We start from the raw sequence: 16,518 nt of genomic DNA on the forward strand, positions 1-16,518 counted from the left end.
CCATCGTCGATATCACCCCTCTATAAGGAGTCAAACCATGCAAGACAGCGCTATCGCCGTGGTGCGCGAATTATTCGAATGCGCATTGCTGCGCCCGGAACTGGACGAAAACCGTTTGGCGAAGCTGGTGCATCCCGATTATCGCCAGCAGGCGGACGGCCGCAGCTTGGATTACGCCGATTTCATCAAGCATTTGCGCCATCTGAAGCAGACGTGCAGCCGGGTCGATCTTGAAATCCTGAGCTGGGCGGAGCAGGGCGAGCGCGTGTTCACTCGCCATCGCGTCGCCGCGGACAAGCGGGACGGCGGCCGGGTGAGCATGCTGGTCATCGCCGAATTCCGCGTGCGAGACGGCATGGTGCGCGCCTGCGACGAACTGACGCATATGCTGAGCGGAACGACCGAGGACCGGGATCTGGGGTCCCGCCACTGATGCGGGCTTGACTGGGTTCGCAAGCGCCCGGCGGCCTGCCGGGGCGGATCGTCGTCCTGGAGGCCGTTGAAGTCCGCGGCGCTTCGTGAGACGCGGCGCGGCGAGTGCCGCTTATCGGAGCTTCGTCATCCCGGAGCGGATGGCGGCGCAGCGGCGAGGGCGAAAAAAATGGACCCGGCGGGTCCATTTTCATTTGGAGGCGATCGAATCAGGCTTCCGGCACATTCAGCGAGTTGATGCTGAAGCCGGCGTCGACATAAGTGATTTCGCCGGTGATGCCCGAGGACAGATTGGACAGCAGGAAGGCGGCGGTATTGCCCACTTCCTCGGTGGTGACGTTGCGGCGCAGACAGGACTGTCCGGCGGCCATGGCCAGCAGCTTGGAGAAGCCGGAAATGCCTGCGGCGGCCAGGGTCTTGATCGGGCCGGCGGAAATGCCGTTGACGCGGATGCCGTCCTTGCCCAGGCTGGCGGCCATGAAGCGCACCGAGGCTTCCAGGCTGGCCTTGGCCAGGCCCATCACATTGTAGTTGGGGATTGCGCGCACCGCGCCCAGGTAGGACAGGGTCAGCAAGGCGGCGTTGCGGCCCTGCATCATCGGGCGCGCGGCCTTGGCCAGCGCCGGGAAGCTGTAGGCGGACACATCGTGGGCGGTCTGGAAGGCTTCGCGGCTCAGCGCGTCCAGGAAGTCGCCTTCCAGCGATTCGCGCGGGGCGAAGGCGATGGCGTGGACCAGGCCGTCCAGGCCGTCCCATTCCTTGCCGAGATCGGCGAACAATTTATTGATTTCTTCGTCGTTCTGCACGTCGCAGCGGAAAACCAGCTTGGAGCCGAAATCCGCGGCCATTTCACGCACGCGGTCTTCCAGTTTGTCCACCACATAGGTGAACGCCAGTTCCGCGCCTTCGCGATGACAGGCCTGGGCAATGCCGTAAGCGATGGAGCGGTTGGAGATCATGCCGGTAATCAGAATCTTTTTGCCTTGCAGAAAGCCCATTTGGAGTCCTTCTCGGAATAAACAGCTGCGCATTATACCGAAGCCGGGCCGTTTCAGCAGCGGCATTGTCGGCCAGGTCGGACGCTTTCCGGTGGTATATAAGGAAAGAGCGAAGCGCGGAGCGCGCCGCGCGCGCCGGATTTCCGGTTGCCCCGGCACTCCGCGCTTGCTACCATCACACATCAATTGCAGTAGTTGCGCCACCATATAAATAGCGAGGAAACCATGAGCGATCTGATCCACCACGTAAGCGATGACAGTTTCGATACCGATGTTCTGAAAGCCGACCTGCCGGTGCTGGTCGATTACTGGGCCGAGTGGTGTGGTCCGTGCAAGATGATCGCTCCCATCCTGGACGAAGTGGCCAAGGAATACGAAGGCCGCCTGAAAGTGGTCAAGCTGAACATCGACCAGAACGAGCTGACGCCGCCGAAATTCGGCATCCGCGGCATCCCGACGCTGATGATTTTCAAGGACGGCCAGGTTGCCGCCACCAAGGTGGGCGCGCTGGCCAAGAGCCAGTTGACCGCCTTCATTGACAGCCAACTGTAAAGCGTCTATTCTCCAGCAAAATCTCAAAACGGGTAGCGATTGACGCGTTGCCCGTTCCATTTTTACGCCACCCTCCGAATTCAGCGTTCCGCTAAATCGTTACCGAGTCGACCTACGGCTGCTATGCACTTATCTGATCTAAAACATCTTCATGTTTCCGAACTCGTTGAAATGGCCATTTCCAACGAGATCGACGGGGCCAACCGACTGCGCAAGCAGGACTTGATCTTCGCCTTGCTGAAAAACCAGGCCAAAAAAGGCGAGAGCATTTTCGGTGAAGGTACCCTGGAAGTGCTGCCGGACGGTTTCGGTTTCCTGCGCAGCCCGGACACCTCCTACCTGGCCGGCCCGGACGACATCTATGTCAGCCCGTCGCAGATTCGTCGCTTCAACCTGCATACCGGCGATTCGATCGAAGGCGAGATCCGCACCCCGAAAGACGGCGAGCGTTACTTCGCGCTGGTCAAGGTGGACAAGGTCAACGGCGAAGCGCCGGAGAACTCCAAGCACAAGATTCTGTTCGAGAACCTGACGCCGCTGTTCCCCACCGAGCAGTTCAAGCTGGAACGCGACATCCGCGCCGAAGAGAACATCACCGGCCGCATCATCGACCTGATCTCGCCGATAGGCAAAGGCCAGCGCGGCCTGCTGGTGGCGCCGCCGAAGTCTGGCAAGACCGTGATGCTGCAGCACATCGCCCACGCCATCACCGCCAACCATCCGGAAGCGGTGCTGATCGTGTTGCTGATCGACGAGCGTCCGGAGGAAGTGACCGAGATGCAGCGTTCGGTCAAGGGCGAAGTGGTGTCTTCCACCTTCGACGAGCCGGCCACCCGCCACGTGCAAGTGGCCGAGATGGTGATCGAGAAGGCCAAGCGCCTGGTGGAACACAAAAAGGACGTGGTGATCCTGCTGGACTCCATCACCCGTCTGGCGCGCGCCTACAACACCGTGGTGCCGGCCTCCGGCAAGGTGCTGACCGGCGGCGTGGACGCCAACGCGCTGCAGCGCCCGAAGCGCTTTTTCGGCGCCGCGCGCAATGTGGAAGAGGGCGGCAGCCTGACCATCATCGCCACCGCGCTGATCGATACTGGCAGCCGCATGGACGATGTGATCTACGAAGAATTCAAGGGCACCGGCAACAGCGAAATCCATCTGGAACGCCGCATGGCCGAGAAGCGCATTTTCCCGGCGCTGAACATCAACCGTTCCGGCACCCGTCGCGAAGAGCTGCTGATTCCGCAGGACCAATTGCAGCGCATCTGGGTACTGCGCAAGCTGCTCTACCCGATGGACGATCTGGAGGCGATGGAATTCCTGCAGGACAAGATCAAGGCCACCAAGTCGAACCAGCAGTTCTTCGACTCGATGCGCCGCTGAGCGGAAATGCTCGCAAGAATGCCAGGCTGCCAGCCTGGCATTTTTTTTGCCCGCGTCGGCCGGCGTCGTTCAGGCGCCGGTGCGCGGGTTTTTTGTTAATACCGATGGCGGCGCCGACAGCGGGGCCGCGATTTGGCCTAAGATGGAGCAAGAACATCGCCGGCGCGTTGGCCCGGCGAGCGGATGACGGCAGGGGACAATAAAATGTGGTCGATGGAGGCGGGAGAAGCGGCCGACTGGATTGCCGGTCGGCTGTCGGCTTATGACTTTACCGGCAGGGTGGGCGATTTCAGCTTCCGTCCGGCCGACGGCGGGCTGCGGCCGGCGGCGGTGCTGGTGCCGCTGGTGTGGCGGCACGAGGGGCCGACGGTGATGTTGACCCGTCGCGCGGAGAACCTGCCGGCGCACGCCGGCCAGGTGAGCTTTCCGGGCGGCAAGCTGGAGCGGGACGACGGTTCGGCCGAGCGCGCCGCGCTGCGCGAAACGCGGGAGGAGACCGGGCTGGCGGAAAGCCATGTCCGGCTGCTGGGCCGCTTGCCGGATTATGTGACGATTACCGGCTTTGTGGTGACGCCGGTGGTGGGTCTGGTGTTGCCGCCGTTCGAACTCAGCCCGGAGCCGGGCGAGGTGGCCGAGGTGTTCGAGGCGCCGCTGCCGCTGCTGATGGATACCGGCGCTTACCAGCGCCACAGCCATCAGGGCGACGACGGCCAGCTGCGGGCCTATCTGTCGCTGGATTGGCAGCGCCACCGCATCTGGGGCGCCACCGCGGCGATGTTGTGGCTGCTGTCCGACGCCTTGGGCGTGGCCGGGCAGGAGCCGCCGCCGTTCAGATCATGTCCAGATCGTTGAAGAGGATGTTGCGGCCGGCGACCTTGGCTTCGTAGAGCAGGCGGTCGGCGCGCGCCAGCATCAGTTCCGGCGTGTCGTGCGGCCGCCAGTCGGTCAGCCCGCCGCTGAAGGTCACGCTCTGGTCCACCAGCGGGAAGCGGGTCTGGCTCAGCACCACCTGGACCCGTTCCATCACCTTTTGCGCGTCGCGCAGACGCGTGCAGGGGAAAATCACCAGGAATTCCTCGCCGCCCACCCGCGCGCTGATATCGGTGTTGCGCGTGGTGTCGGTCAGCGCGTTGGCCACCGCCACCAGCACATTGTCGCCGGCCTGGTGGCCGTGGCGGTCGTTGAATTGCTTGAAGTGGTCGATGTCGAACACCGCGATGGTCATCGACTGGCCGTAGCGCTCGCAGCGGCTGATTTCGTCTTTCAGCATCATGTCGGCGTAGCGCCGGTTGTACAAATGGGTCAGCGGGTCGGTGGCCGCCATTTCGCTCAGTTGCTGATTGCTTTCCTGCAATTGCTGCTCCAACTGCTTGCGGCTGGAAATATCGTAGAGCGCCACCAGCGTGGACGGCGGGGTGCGTTCGCCCAGGGGCCGCAGCGAGACGATGACCCAGAGCCGGCTGTGGTCCTCCAGCTCCAGCTCCATTTCTTGATTCTCTATCTCCTGGCCGGCTTCCAGCCACTGCTCCAGCGGCTGTAGTCGAAAAGGCAGGTTGAGGATGTCCGAATCCTCCTTGGTGCCCGGCGCGCGCGGCGGCAGTTGCAACATGGCGCGCGCCAGCGCGTTGGCCCGCTGGATGCGGCGGGTTTTGGGGTTGACCAGCAACAGCGCCAGCGGCGCGGTGTCCAGGATCAGCTTCGCCTCTCCCTCGCTTTGCCGGATCAGATCGGTGCTGCGGCTCAGCAGGGTGTGCTGGCGCAGATTGGACAGATAGTTGCGCAGGGCCAGCAGCGTCATGCCGGCGATGAACAGCCAGCCCAGCAGGGCCAGCATCGCCTTCTCCTGCACCGAGCGGGTGAAATCCTTGCGGGCGAGGCCCACGGCCACTTGGAAGGGATAGCGGCCGGTCTGGCTCTGGCTGTACAGGCGGGTGACGCCGTCGATATTGGACGGCGCGCTGAATTGCGCCTGATTGCCGTCGCGGCTGAGCAGCTTGGCCGGCTGCAGCGGCCGGAATTGCCGCTCCAGTCCCTTGGGGGGCTTGGGCCAGCGCGCCACCATCAGCTGGCGTTGGTCCAGCACCAGGATCTCCCCGTGCTCGCCCACGGTGACGCGCGAGACCTCGTCCTGAAAGAAATTATTGGCGATGACGCCGGCGGCCATGCCGATGACGTTGCCGCCTTCGTCGCGCAGCTTGCTGGCCAGGACGATGCCGTGTTGTTCGGGATTGTGCTGGGCGGCGGTGTAATTGTTTTCCGGGTCTTCGTTGCGATGCAGCCAGCGGCAGAATTCATTGTGGGGCTGACGCACGATGGCGGCCTGGCGGCTGGTGAAGATGGCCTGGCAGGCGCTGTCTATGATTTCGATCCGGCTCAGATAGGGCGCCAGCTGCAGTTGCTGCTGCAGCTGCTGATACAGCTTCTGCTGTCCCTCCTCGCCGCTTGTGCCGGTGTGAAGCAGGGTCTGGACCTGCGGCAGCTGGCTGCTGCTTTGCAGGATCAGGCCGGCTTCGCTGATGCCGGCGGCCAGCCGTTCCGCCAGCAATTGGCTGAGGCCGTTGGCCTGGCGCAGCGCGTTTTCCTCTTCCTGGTGATAGGTGTTGAGCAGTTCCAGGGCCACCAGCGCCAGCGTGCCGAGCAGGAAGAGGATGGAACCCCAGATCGCATAGCGTGCCGGGCGTTTGTTCCGTTTGCGGAGGTTGAAGTCCATGACGCTCGTTATTGGGGGTTATGAACCAGTTATAGCGCTAGGCGGCGGAGTATGACAGGGGCCCGCCGCCGGGCCCGGACGGCGCCTCAGGCCGCGGTGAAGCGCATGGAAAGATCGACGGCGCGGACGTCCTTGGTCAATTTGCCCACCGAAATGCGGTCGACCCCGGTTTCCGCAATCGCGCGCACGGTGTCGAAGTCCACGCCGCCGGAGGCTTCCAGCTGGGCGCGGCCGGCGGTCAGCCGCACCGCTTCGCGCATTTGCTCCAGCGACATATTGTCCAGCAGGGCCAGCTTGGCGCCGTGGAGCAGCGCTTCTTCCAGTTGCTCCAGCGTTTCCACTTCGATTTGCAGGCTGACCTCGGCCGGGGCCAGCCGCTGCGCGGCCCGCAGCGCGGCGGCGATGCCGCCGGCGGCCATGATGTGGTTTTCCTTGATCAGGATGCCGTCGAACAAGCCGACGCGCTGATTGTCGCCGCCGCCCGCGGTCACCGCGTATTTCTGCGCCAGCCGCAGGCCGGGCATGGTTTTGCGGGTGTCCAGTATCCGGGCGCGGGTGCCGGCCACGGCGTCTACGTAGCGGCGGGTTTCGCTGGCGACCGCGGACAGGGTTTGCAGGAAGTTCAGCGCGGAGCGCTCCGCGGTCAGCAGCGCGCGGGCCGGGCCGTCGATTTGGCACAGCACGGCGCCGGCGGCGACCTGCTCGCCTTCGGCGGCCAGCCATTCCACCCGGCAGCGGGGATCGACCTGGCGGAAGCATTCGTCGAACCAGGCCTGGCCGCACAGCGTGGCCGCTTCGCGCGCCGTCACCCGCGCCGCGCCAGCGCTGTGTTCGGGAATCAACAGGGCGGTCCAGTCACAACGGCCGATGTCTTCAGCCAGGGCGGCGGCGACCTGCTGGGCGATCAGGTGAGGGGCGGGCAAGGCGGGCATGCGGGACTCTCCAAGAAAACGTCATTGTACCCAATGGCGGCGGATTGGTGCGCGCGCTCTGGTATCATTCGAAATGGATATATAAGCCGATAGGTAGGCCATGGATTTACCCGCATCGTTTTTCCCCGACGCCGCGCTTTGGCTGAGCAACGGCGCGGCTTTGTCCTTGTTGGCGCTGGCGGCGCGGCGGGTGGTCTGGCGCGGCCTGCCCTTGCCGGCCTGCAACGCCTGGATGGGCGCCTGCGTGCTGGCGCTGGCCTTGTGGCTGCTGCGCGGCGGCGTGGCCCCCGGCCTGTCCTTCCATTTGCTGGGCGCCGGCCTGTTCACCTTGATGATGGGGCCGTGGCTGGCCTTGCTGGCGCTGGCGCTTCCCTTGCTGGCATTGGCTTTGAGCGGACAGGCCGATCCGCAGGCGCTGGGTCTGAACTATCTGAGCATGATCGTGCCGCCGGTGGCGCTGTCGGCCGCGGCGCTGCGCTTGAGCCAGCGCGCCTTGCCCAGCAATCTGTTCGTTTACGTTTTCGTCAACGGCTTCCTCGCCGGCGGGGCCGGCATGTTCGCCGCCGGCTTGTCGGGTTTGCTGGTCTTGGGCCTGGCCGGCGCCTATCCCTGGGACCAGTTGTTGGAGGAGACGCTGCCGTTCTATTTTTTACTGTCGTGGTCGGAGGCCTTCACCACCGGCTTGTTGGCGGCGGTGCTGGTGGTCTACCGGCCGGAATGGGTGGCGACCTTCGACGACGGGCGCTATCTGGGACACAGGCGCCGCTCGCCGTGAGCGGGCGGCCTTTTACACGCTAAAGGAGAAACCATGCCCTTCGCTTTATGGAGCATTTTGCTGGCGGCCTTGCTGCCCTTGATCTGGGCCGGGGTGGCCAAGGCCGGTTCGCGAGTGGACAACCACAAGCCTCGGGAGGCGATGGCCCAGGCCAGCGGTTACCGGCTGCGCGCCAATTGGGCGCAGCAGAACGCCTGGGAGGCGTTCCCGACCTTCGCCGCGGCGGTGTTGGTGGCTTGGGGGATGCATGTGCCGTCGGCGTTTCTGGACGCCGCCGCCGCGGTTTTCATCGCGGCGCGGATCGCGCACGGCTTGCTGTATCTGGCCGATCGGGCGGCGCTGCGTTCCCTGTCCTGGTTGATCGGCCTGCTGACGGTGGTGGCGATTTTCTGCAAGGCCGGCGGGGTGTTCTAGCGCGGTTAGGCCTAATCCAGCCAGCCGTTGGCGCGCAGCGCGGCCTGCACCTGGTCCAGGCCCTTGGTGTGGAAGGCCTGCCAGCCGGCGCGGCGGGCGGCGTCCACGCATTCTATATTGTCGTCGAAAAAGGCGATGCGCTGCGGGGCCGCGCCCAGCTCGTCCTGCACATGGCGGTACACCGCGTCGTCCGGCTTGCGCAGGCCGATCAGGTGGGAGGCGAACAGCCGGTCTAAGCGGTGCAGCAGATCGAATTCGCGTTCGATCTTGCCCCAGTGCAGCGCATTATTGTTGCTGAGCACGGCCAGGCGGTGGCGTTCGCCTAGCCGGGCCAGCATTTCTGCCGCGCCGGGGTAGGCGCCGCGCAGCCAGCTGTCCAGTTGCGCGGTCATGTCCGCCGCGCCGATGTCCAGTCCCAAGTGCTCGGCCATCGCCGCGCTGAAGGCCTCCGGCGTGCAGGCGCCGGTGTCCAGTTCGGCGATCCACGGCGTTTCCATCCAGAAGCGCCGGGCCTGTTCCGGGTCCAGCTTGCCCTGGGAGAGCCGCACCAGCGGATCGATGCCGTTCCAGTCCACCAATACTCCGCCCAGATCGAATACCAGCACATCTACGCTTGAATGCATTGCTTAGCCTTTTGTCTAGGGCGCGAACGGCTCGCGCCTGCAGTTTAGAGAACGATGGGTTCCGGCTCCAGTTCCACGCCGAAGCGTTGACGGACTTCCGCGCGCACCTTGTCGGCCAGCGCGCGCATCTGCTCGCCGCTGGCTGCGCCGTAGTTGACCAGCACCAGGGCCTGGCGCGCGTGCACGCCGGCATCGCCGTCGCGATGGCCTTTCAGCCCGCATTGGTCGATCAGCCAGCCGGCGGCCAGCTTGACCTTGCCGTCGGCGGCCGGGTAGTGCGGCAGCGTCGGATGGCGCGCCAGCAGCGCCTGCGCCTGTTCCGCCGGCAGCACCGGATTTTTGAAGAAGCTGCCGGCGTTGCCCAGCTGGGCCGGGTTGGGCAGTTTGCTCGAGCGGATGCGGATCACCGCGTCGCTGACGTCTTGCGGCGTGGGCGCGGCAATGCCGGCGGCGTCCAGTTCTTGCTGGATGTCGCCGTAGCCGGTGCGCAGCCGCGGCGCGCGCGACAGGCGGAAACGCACGGCGGTGACCAGCAGTCGGCCGGCGGCCTCGTGTTTGAACACGCTGTCGCGATAGCCGAAGCGGCAGTCGGCCTTGCTTAGCGTCAGTTCGGCGCCGCCGCGCTCTAGATCGGCGCAGACGACTTGGTGGATGTGGTCCTTGGCCTCGACGCCGTAGGCGCCGATGTTCTGGATCGGGCTGGCGCCGACGGTGCCGGGGATCAGGCTGAGGTTTTCCAGGCCGTACCAGCCTTGCTCCAGGGTGTGGAGCACGAAATCGTGCCAGTTTTCGCCGGCGGCGGCCTCGACGATCACGTCCTCGCCGCTCTCTTCCAGCAGACGGACGCCGCGCAATTCCAATTTGACCACCAGGCCGGGGTAGTCGCGGGTGAACAGCAGATTGCTGCCGCCGCCCAGCCACAGCACCGGCCCGGCCCGGTAGGCCGGGCTGTCCAGCAGCGCCGGCAGCTCCGAGAGCGCGTCCAGCCGGCAGAAGTCGCGCGCGCGCGCGTCCATGCCGAAGGTGTTCAGCGATTTGAGCGGATGATGGTGGCTGAAGCTCAGGCTCATGGCGCCGGTTCCGTTTGAAGTTGTCGATGCAGGCGTCGGCGGCTTTCGCCGGCCAGGTAGCGGGTCAGGAATAGCGCGGCCACGCTCAGGCTGATCACCAGCGCGGTCCAGAAGCCGAACACGCCCATGGGTTTCTTGCTCAGCCAGTCGGTCAGGCCCAGGGTGATGCCCAGGCCCAGGCCGACGCACCAGAACGACAGGATGTGAATGATCATCGGCACCGTGGTCAGCTTGTAGCCGCGCAGGGCGCCGGAGGCGATGGTCTGGGCGGCGTCGGTCAGCTGGTAGACGGCGGCGAACAGCAGCAGGGTGGAGCCCATCGCGATCACGCGCGGGTCCGGCGTGTACATGCGCATGATGGGCTCGCGGAACAGCAGCACCACCAGCATCGCGCAGAAGGCCATGCTCAGGCCCAGCAGCAGGCCGACGCCGGAGCTGAAGCGCGCGGCGCGGTAGTCGCCGGCGCCGACGTGGTGGCCGACGCGAACCGACATCGCGGTGGCCACGCTCTGCGGCAGCATGTAGATGATGCTGGAAAAATTGAGCACGGACTGGTGAGTGGCCACCACCACGGTGCCCAGCTCGGCGATCAGCAGCGCGATGAAGGAGAACAGGCTGACTTCCACGAAAAAGGACAGGCCGATGGGCACGCCCAGCTTGAGGAAGCCGCGGTACATGCGCCAGTCCGGGCCGCGCAGCCGCTCCAGCAGCCGGAACTGGCGGAAGTTGCGGTGCCAGCTGACATAGGCGAGCAGGGCCAGGCAATTGAACCAGAACACGATGCCGGTGGCCCAGCCGCAGCCGGCGCCGCCCAGCTTGGGCAGGCCGAACAGGCCGTGGATCAGGATGTAGTTGAGCGGAACGTTCAGCGCCAGCGCCAGCAGGCTGACCACCATGATGGCCTTGGGGCGGCCCAGGCTGGACGCGTAAGCGTGCAGCGCGCGGTGGGTCATCGCCGCCGGCATGCCCACGGCGGCGCCGGTGATGAAGAGCATCACCTTGTCGGTCACTTCCGGCGGCAGGTGCAGCCATAGCCGCAGCGCCGGCTCCAGCGCCATCATCATCGCCGCGCCCAAGAGGCCGATCAGCAGGCCGAACCACAGGCCCTGGCGCGCGGTGTCCTTGAATTTGTCGTGCTCGCCGGCGCCCAACTGGTGGGCCAGGATGGGATTGAGCGCGGTGACGATGCCCATCAGCGTGACGTAGAAGGTGATGAAGACGCTGGCGCCCAGAGAGACGGCGGCCAGGTCGTCGGTGCTGACGCGGCCGGCCATCACCGTATCGACGAAGGCGGTGGCCACCTGGGCGATCTGGGCGATCATCATCGGCAAGGCCAGCCGGCTGATTTGACGGGCTTCCAGCAGCACGGCCCCGCGCGGGGCGCGATTGATTTCAAACAGCATGGGAGTAGGGCGGGATGGCACGGAGAACTGGCCATTATACCGGCTGCGGGGTGCGCTTGTCTTTGTCGCGCCATGACAATGGGGCGACATGGCGCGTGCCGGGAACGCAAGGCGGTCCCGGCGGCGCGGGATATGGAATCAGAAGCGCGCGGGCGGGTCGCGGCGCAGATCGCAACTGATCAGCAGCTCGCCGCCGAAGCGGGCGTTGATGCTGAGCGCGTCCAGCAGGGAAATGTCCCGCACGGTCAGTTGTTCGCCGTTGCGGTCCAGGTCATAGCCCAGTTCATGGGCGAAATCCGCCAGCTGCTGCAGGGCGGGGGCGTCGGCCGGCGTGAGCGGAGAGGCGCTCAGGCTGCCGCAAAGGGGGCGAGGTCTTCCCACGGCGTCGAAATTGGCAAAAGAAAAATCGGTATAGCTGTCTTGCAGGCAGTCGTACATGGCGGTTCTCCAGTCGGTTCGGTCGCGGTTCGCGCGCCGGTCCTGGGTATCGCCGGCGACGCTTTAGCAGGATTTTTGGGCGCCCTGCAAGTTGTCATTAACTCGGCGCCAGCCGCGCATGCCCGAAATGGAAACGGGGCGCGGCTCATGCATCGATCCGAAGCGACGGGTCCGCTTAACTGCCTGTACGGGTAAAACAAAACCCGCCTACGACTAAGAGCGCAAGCGGGTTGACCGTTTTAACGCTTTAGCTGGCATTTGTTAAGCGCCCGCAAGCTGTGTCAAATCGGCGCATGAACGTCAGCCTATGCCTTTGGCTTTTGGCTGTCAATCCCCTTGCGGAGCGTCCGCGGGCCAGTCGGCCAGCCAGCCGCGCCAGTGCGGTTCCGGCTGCGTGGCGACGACGGCGCGCAGGCCTTGCCTACAGGCCTGGTGGGCGCCTGAATCCAGCGCGCCCTCCACCCATTGCTGGCGCAGCCACAGCAGATGGCAGCTGGCGGCCTGGCGCGCATTGTGTTCCGCGAGCGCGCCGACGTCGCCGGCGCGGTACAGTTCCCAGCGCCGCGGGCCGTTGAGCTCGGCCTCGCCGGGCAGGCCGCACAGCCGGGCCAGTTCGCCCTGCGGGGTGGCCAGCTCCGCGTGGCCGCCGCTCAGGATCTCGCTCAGCGAGACCTGGGACGAGCTGTCCGCTCCGGCGCGCAGCTGTTCCGCCAGCGGCAGGCCCAGCGCCAGCGCGCGGTGGCGCAGCACCGGCAGTTCCAGCCGCGCGCCGTCCCAGCTGACCAGCCGCGCCCGGCTGTCGCGCAGCAGGTTCAGCCAGTCCGCCAGCATCGCGGCCTCGTCGCCTGCGTCGGCGGCGAGCCCTTGGACGAGACGGGTTTGCCCATCCTGTTGCAGCACGCCGGCGATGGCGACGACGCGGTGCAAGTGGAAGGGGATGAAGTCGGTGCCGCTCTGGGCGCGACAGCGCTGCAGCACGAAATCGGCGACGTCGGCCTCCCCGATTTCGCCGTCCAGCTGGTAGAGCTGGCGGATGGCGGGCACGTTGGGAATGGTCTGGAGATGAAAGCTGAGAGTAGGGCGCACGGGAGGGGTCTTGTCGGAGTCGGCGAATCGGCAGCGATTGTATGCCTATCGCCGATGGGGGGCAATTGGCGGCCATGGGCGCTGCGATGCGGCGGGATATGGCGGCGAATTGTATTTTCTGCAAAGAATAGGGATATAATCGCCGGCTTGACTACCTACTAGTCTTGCGAATCCTGGCATTCCAAGTCGACTATCTTCTCATAATGATCCGCAAGTTTATCCGTAAAGTACTGGACCTGCCCGCCGGCATGGGCAAGCGCCGCACCAAGGCGCGCGTGATTCCTCTGCCGCAACACGGCATCCGCCGAGACCAGCTCAGCTCCGCTGCGCTGAAAGTCACCACCCGACTGCAGGAGGCCGGTTTCGCCGCCTATGTGGTGGGCGGAGCCGTGCGCGACTTGATGTTGGGCGTGTCGCCGAAGGATTTCGACGTCGCCACCAACGCGACGCCTGAGGAAGTGCACCGGGTGTTCCGCCGCTCCCGCATCATCGGCCGGCGTTTCCGCATCGTCCACGTGATGATGGGACCGGAAACCATCGAGGTGACCACTTTCCGCGGCGGTTCGGTGGACGACACCAATGAAACCGGCCGCATCATGGCCGACAACAGCTTCGGCAGCCAGGAAGAGGACGCGCACCGCCGCGACTTCACCGTCAACGCGTTGTTCTACGATCCGTCCGACGAAACCGTCATCGACTATCACCACGGCGTCAAGGACTTGCGCGCCCGCAAGCTGGTGATGATAGGCCAGCCGGCGCGCCGTTATCAGGAAGACCCGGTGCGCATGCTGCGCGCGGTGCGCCTGGCGGCCAAGCTGGGCTTCGATATCGACGAGGCCACCCGCAAGCCGATCCGCACCCACGCCCATCTGCTGAAGAAAGAGCCGCCGGCGCGCCTGTTCGACGAAATGCTCAAGCTGCTGATGTCCGGCCAAGCCTACGGCTGCCTGAAAAAGCTGCGCGAGGAAGGCATGGCGCGCGGCGTGTTCCCGCTGCTGGACGCGGTGCTGGACGATAAGGGCGACGACCTGTTCTTGAAGCTGGGCCTGGAAAGCACCGATCAGCGCATCCGCGCCGACAAGCCGGTGTCGGTAGGCTTCCTGCTGGCCACCCTGTTGTGGAAGCAGGTGCATCAGCGCTGGCAGAAACGCCTGAACGCCGGCGACCGCGCGGTGTACGCGCTGGCGCAGGCGATTGCCGACGTGGAGTCCGAGCAGGACAACGATTTTGCCATTCCGCGCCGCTTCAGCGTGACCATGCGCGAAATCTGGATGCTGCAGTCGCGTTTCGACAGCCGCAGCGGCCAGCGCGCCTACCGTTTCCTGGAGCAGCCGCGCTTCCGCGCCGCTTACGATTTCTTCGCCCTGCGCGGAGAAGCCGGCGAGGTGGACATGAAGCTGGTGTCCTGGTGGAATGACTTCCAGCGCGCCGACGAGGACGAACGCGAGCAGCTGCTGGACATCGCCAAAGCCAGCGGCGAGCCGGACCCGGCCAAGAAACGCCGCCGCCGCCGCCCCGCCAATCGCCGCAAAGCCGCGGACGAGCCGGGCGGAGAGGCCTAAGTGGCGCAGGCCTTCATCGCGCTGGGCAGCAATCTCGAGCAGCCGGCGGCGCAGATCCGCGCCGCGCTGGCCGCGATCGCCGCCTTGCCCGACACCGCGCTGACCCGGCAGTCCGCCCTGTACCGCACCGCGCCGGTGGGCTATGCCGATCAGCCGGACTTCATCAATGCCGTGGCGGAAGTGGACACCGCGCTGGCGCCGCGCGAATTATTGCGCCGGCTGCTGGCGATAGAGGCCGAGTTCGGCCGGGTGCGCACCTTCCGCAACGCGCCGCGGGTGCTGGATCTGGATCTGCTGTATTACAGCGGCGTCGCCCTGAGCGACCAAGACCTGACCCTGCCGCATCCGCGCATGCATCTGCGCGGCTTCGTCATGATCCCGCTGGCGGAGATCGCTCCCGATCTGGCGCTGCCGGCGCTGGGCACGGCCGGCGAACTGGCCGCAGGGCTGGCCGATCAGGGCGTGGAGCGCCTCAAAACAACTAGCTAATAAGGAAGCGAGCGATGAGTCAATTGCGTTATGTCGTGGTCGAAGGGCCGATCGGCGCGGGCAAATCCTCTCTGGCGCGCCGACTGTCGGAATACTGGGGCGTGCGCCTGCTGGCGGAAGATCCCGCCGCCAACCCCTTCCTGCCGCGCTTCTACCGCAACTTGCCGGCCCACGGTCTGTCCACCCAGCTGTCCTTCATGCTGCAACGCGCCGAGATGGCCAAGAGCATGCTGGACGGCGAACTGCTGGCCAGCCCGTTGGTGTCGGACTTCCTGTTCGAAAAAGACGCGCTGTTCGCCAAGATCAATCTGGACGAGGCCGAGCTGGCGCTGTACAAGCGCCTGGCGGGGCTGGCGATGCCCGAGCACCCGGTGCCGGATCTGGTGATTTATCTGCAGGCTTCCGAAGAGAACCTGCTGAGCCGGGTGGCCGCGCGGGCGGCGGAGTACGAAGTCAATTTCCCGGAAGGCTATCTGAAGCGCGTGCATCAGGCCTATAGCGAGTTTTTCCATCAGTACGAGGCCGCGCCGTTGCTGATCGTCAATACCGATCATCTGAATCTGGTCGACGGCGACGAGGACTTCGAACTGCTGATCCGCTGCATCAGCGAGGCGCGAGGCCAGCGCAACTATTTCAACAAGAGCGTCTGAGCCGCCGAGCGCTCAGAGCCGGTTTGCGATGATGCGAGCCAGGACGGGTGACGGCCTTGCGGCCGAGACGGCGGAAGGGCCCAGCCCCGTCCGCGCGTTTCGACGCCGCGCTCGCCGCGCGACCTTCCTGAGGCGCAGCAGATCGTAAGCGGGCTCTAGGCGTCCCGCCGGTCGATACGGACGACTGAAACGAGGAAGAACGGGCATGAAAATTACCGTCAACACCCTGCAGAAAATGGCGCAGGAAGGGCAGAAGATCGCCATGCTGACCTGTTACGACGCCAGCTTCGCCGCCTTGCTGGAACAGGCCGGCGTGGAAATTCTGCTGGTGGGGGATTCGTTGGGCATGGTGGTGCAGGGCATAGACTCCACGCTGCCGGTGGCCGAGGAGGAAATGCTCTATCACGTGCGTTGCGTGGCGCGGGGCGCCAAGCAGGCGATGGTGCTGGGCGACATGACGTTCGGCGCCTATCAGGAAAGTCCGCAGCAGGCGTTCGCCCACGCCGCCCGCATCATCCAGGCCGGAGCGCACATGGTGAAGCTGGAGGGCGGCGCCTATATGGCCGACACCACCCGCTTCCTGGTGGAGCGCGGCGTGCCGGTGTGCGCCCACATCGGCCTGACGCCGCAGTTCGTCAACACCTTCGGCGGCTATCGGGTGCAGGGCAAGAGCGAGGAAGACGCGCGCCGCATCGTCAACGACGCCAAGGCGCACGCCGAGGCCGGCGCCAGCCTGGTGCTGATGGAGTGCGTGCCGGCCGAGCTGGCGCGCGAGATCACCGAGTCGATTTCCGTGCCCACCATAGGCATAGGCGCCGGCGTCGACGTGTCCGGCCAGGTGCTGGTGCTGCACGACATGCTGGGCGTGTATCCGGGCAAGAAGGCGCGCTTCGTCAAGGACTTCATGAACCAGGCGGGCAGCATCCAGGGCGCGGTGCAGGCCTATGTGCAGGCGGTGAAGGACAAGTCCTTCCCGGCGGCGGAACATACTTTCTGATCGGCCC

Annotated in this window: 18 protein-coding genes; 10 read left to right on the top strand and 8 right to left on the bottom strand. The window is 65.4% G+C overall.

Going from position 1 to position 16,518, the window contains the following annotated elements:
• The first annotated feature begins 37 nt into the window (after positions 1 to 37).
• Positions 38 to 433 (top strand): nuclear transport factor 2 family protein, encoded by a 396-nt coding sequence (locus AB1Z25_RS06795; protein ID WP_107800236.1) that lies wholly within the window; start codon positions 38 to 40, stop codon positions 431 to 433.
• A 208-nt stretch (positions 434 to 641) separates the two neighbouring features.
• Here AB1Z25_RS06795 and fabI read toward each other — a convergent pair whose 3' ends face one another.
• Entirely contained in the window at positions 642 to 1,430 is a 789-nt protein-coding gene (gene fabI, locus AB1Z25_RS06800) for an enoyl-ACP reductase FabI (protein WP_043591772.1), read from the bottom strand.
• 225 nt (positions 1,431 to 1,655) lie between these two features.
• Between fabI and trxA the strand changes: the two genes are divergently transcribed.
• From trxA to AB1Z25_RS06815, 3 genes are all read left to right on the top strand, one after another.
• Complete coding sequence (gene trxA / locus AB1Z25_RS06805) at positions 1,656 to 1,982, top strand: thioredoxin TrxA (protein WP_039755088.1); 327 nt, start codon at positions 1,656 to 1,658, stop codon at positions 1,980 to 1,982.
• A gap of 123 nt (positions 1,983 to 2,105) precedes the next feature.
• Positions 2,106 to 3,362 carry a transcription termination factor Rho gene (gene rho / locus AB1Z25_RS06810; RefSeq protein ID WP_043591613.1) on the top strand — a complete coding sequence of 419 codons (1,257 nt, stop codon included), beginning with the start codon at positions 2,106 to 2,108 and terminating at the stop codon, positions 3,360 to 3,362.
• A gap of 204 nt (positions 3,363 to 3,566) precedes the next feature.
• A complete protein-coding gene (locus tag AB1Z25_RS06815) occupies positions 3,567 to 4,214 on the top strand; it encodes a CoA pyrophosphatase (protein ID WP_107800235.1) in 648 nt (215 codons plus the stop codon).
• Here AB1Z25_RS06815 and AB1Z25_RS06820 read toward each other — a convergent pair.
• Both AB1Z25_RS06820 and nadC read right to left on the bottom strand, forming a co-directional pair.
• Positions 4,192 to 6,072 carry a sensor domain-containing diguanylate cyclase gene (locus AB1Z25_RS06820; RefSeq protein ID WP_107800234.1) on the bottom strand — a complete coding sequence of 627 codons (1,881 nt, stop codon included), beginning with the start codon at positions 6,070 to 6,072 and terminating at the stop codon, positions 4,192 to 4,194. The two genes, AB1Z25_RS06815 and AB1Z25_RS06820, sit on opposite strands and share 23 nt — an antisense overlap.
• A gap of 86 nt (positions 6,073 to 6,158) precedes the next feature.
• Positions 6,159 to 7,004: a carboxylating nicotinate-nucleotide diphosphorylase gene (gene nadC, locus AB1Z25_RS06825; RefSeq protein WP_227107624.1), complete on the bottom strand. Its 846-nt coding sequence runs from the start codon at positions 7,002 to 7,004 to the stop codon at positions 6,159 to 6,161.
• A 100-nt stretch (positions 7,005 to 7,104) separates the two neighbouring features.
• Between nadC and AB1Z25_RS06830 the strand changes: the two genes are divergently transcribed.
• Both AB1Z25_RS06830 and AB1Z25_RS06835 read left to right on the top strand, forming a co-directional pair.
• Positions 7,105 to 7,779 carry an energy-coupling factor ABC transporter permease gene (locus AB1Z25_RS06830; RefSeq protein ID WP_486636870.1) on the top strand — a complete coding sequence of 225 codons (675 nt, stop codon included), beginning with the start codon at positions 7,105 to 7,107 and terminating at the stop codon, positions 7,777 to 7,779.
• Between the two features lie 33 nt (positions 7,780 to 7,812).
• Complete coding sequence (locus AB1Z25_RS06835; protein ID WP_486636871.1) at positions 7,813 to 8,193, top strand: MAPEG family protein; 381 nt, start codon at positions 7,813 to 7,815, stop codon at positions 8,191 to 8,193.
• Between the two features lie 11 nt (positions 8,194 to 8,204).
• Here AB1Z25_RS06835 and AB1Z25_RS06840 read toward each other — a convergent pair whose 3' ends face one another.
• The 5 genes from AB1Z25_RS06840 to AB1Z25_RS06860 form a co-directional block, all read right to left on the bottom strand.
• Positions 8,205 to 8,816, bottom strand: a complete 612-nt coding sequence (locus AB1Z25_RS06840; protein ID WP_486636872.1) for an HAD family hydrolase — start codon at positions 8,814 to 8,816, stop codon at positions 8,205 to 8,207.
• Between the two features lie 44 nt (positions 8,817 to 8,860).
• Positions 8,861 to 9,886 carry a UDP-N-acetylmuramate dehydrogenase gene (gene murB / locus AB1Z25_RS06845; RefSeq protein WP_486636873.1) on the bottom strand — a complete coding sequence of 342 codons (1,026 nt, stop codon included), beginning with the start codon at positions 9,884 to 9,886 and terminating at the stop codon, positions 8,861 to 8,863.
• Positions 9,883 to 11,289 carry an MATE family efflux transporter gene (locus AB1Z25_RS06850; RefSeq protein ID WP_235089406.1) on the bottom strand — a complete coding sequence of 469 codons (1,407 nt, stop codon included), beginning with the start codon at positions 11,287 to 11,289 and terminating at the stop codon, positions 9,883 to 9,885. Before AB1Z25_RS06850 ends, murB begins: the two co-directional genes overlap by 4 nt.
• Positions 11,290 to 11,427: 138 nt before the next feature.
• On the bottom strand, positions 11,428 to 11,727 hold the full coding sequence (locus tag AB1Z25_RS06855; protein ID WP_107800227.1) for a hypothetical protein: 300 nt from the start codon (positions 11,725 to 11,727) through the stop codon (positions 11,428 to 11,430).
• Positions 11,728 to 12,054: 327 nt separating this feature from the next.
• On the bottom strand, positions 12,055 to 12,813 hold the full coding sequence (locus tag AB1Z25_RS06860) for a hypothetical protein (protein WP_486636874.1): 759 nt from the start codon (positions 12,811 to 12,813) through the stop codon (positions 12,055 to 12,057).
• Between the two features lie 203 nt (positions 12,814 to 13,016).
• Here AB1Z25_RS06860 and pcnB point away from each other — a divergent pair, with 203 nt between their 5' ends.
• The 4 genes from pcnB (at position 13,017) to panB (ending at position 16,511) form a co-directional block, all read left to right on the top strand.
• The gene (gene pcnB / locus AB1Z25_RS06865; protein ID WP_107800225.1) at positions 13,017 to 14,375 is read left to right on the top strand and encodes a polynucleotide adenylyltransferase PcnB; all 1,359 of its coding nucleotides are present in this window, start codon (positions 13,017 to 13,019) and stop codon (positions 14,373 to 14,375) included.
• Positions 14,376 to 14,864 carry a 2-amino-4-hydroxy-6-hydroxymethyldihydropteridine diphosphokinase gene (gene folK / locus AB1Z25_RS06870; RefSeq protein ID WP_107800224.1) on the top strand — a complete coding sequence of 163 codons (489 nt, stop codon included), beginning with the start codon at positions 14,376 to 14,378 and terminating at the stop codon, positions 14,862 to 14,864. It abuts the gene before it with no gap.
• A 14-nt stretch (positions 14,865 to 14,878) separates the two neighbouring features.
• Positions 14,879 to 15,514: a deoxynucleoside kinase gene (locus tag AB1Z25_RS06875; RefSeq protein ID WP_081545536.1), complete on the top strand. Its 636-nt coding sequence runs from the start codon at positions 14,879 to 14,881 to the stop codon at positions 15,512 to 15,514.
• Between the two features lie 205 nt (positions 15,515 to 15,719).
• Positions 15,720 to 16,511: a 3-methyl-2-oxobutanoate hydroxymethyltransferase gene (gene panB / locus AB1Z25_RS06880; protein WP_107800223.1), complete on the top strand. Its 792-nt coding sequence runs from the start codon at positions 15,720 to 15,722 to the stop codon at positions 16,509 to 16,511.
• Positions 16,512 to 16,518 lie beyond the last annotated feature (7 nt).

The organism is Chromobacterium sp. HL1 (assembly GCF_057418835.1).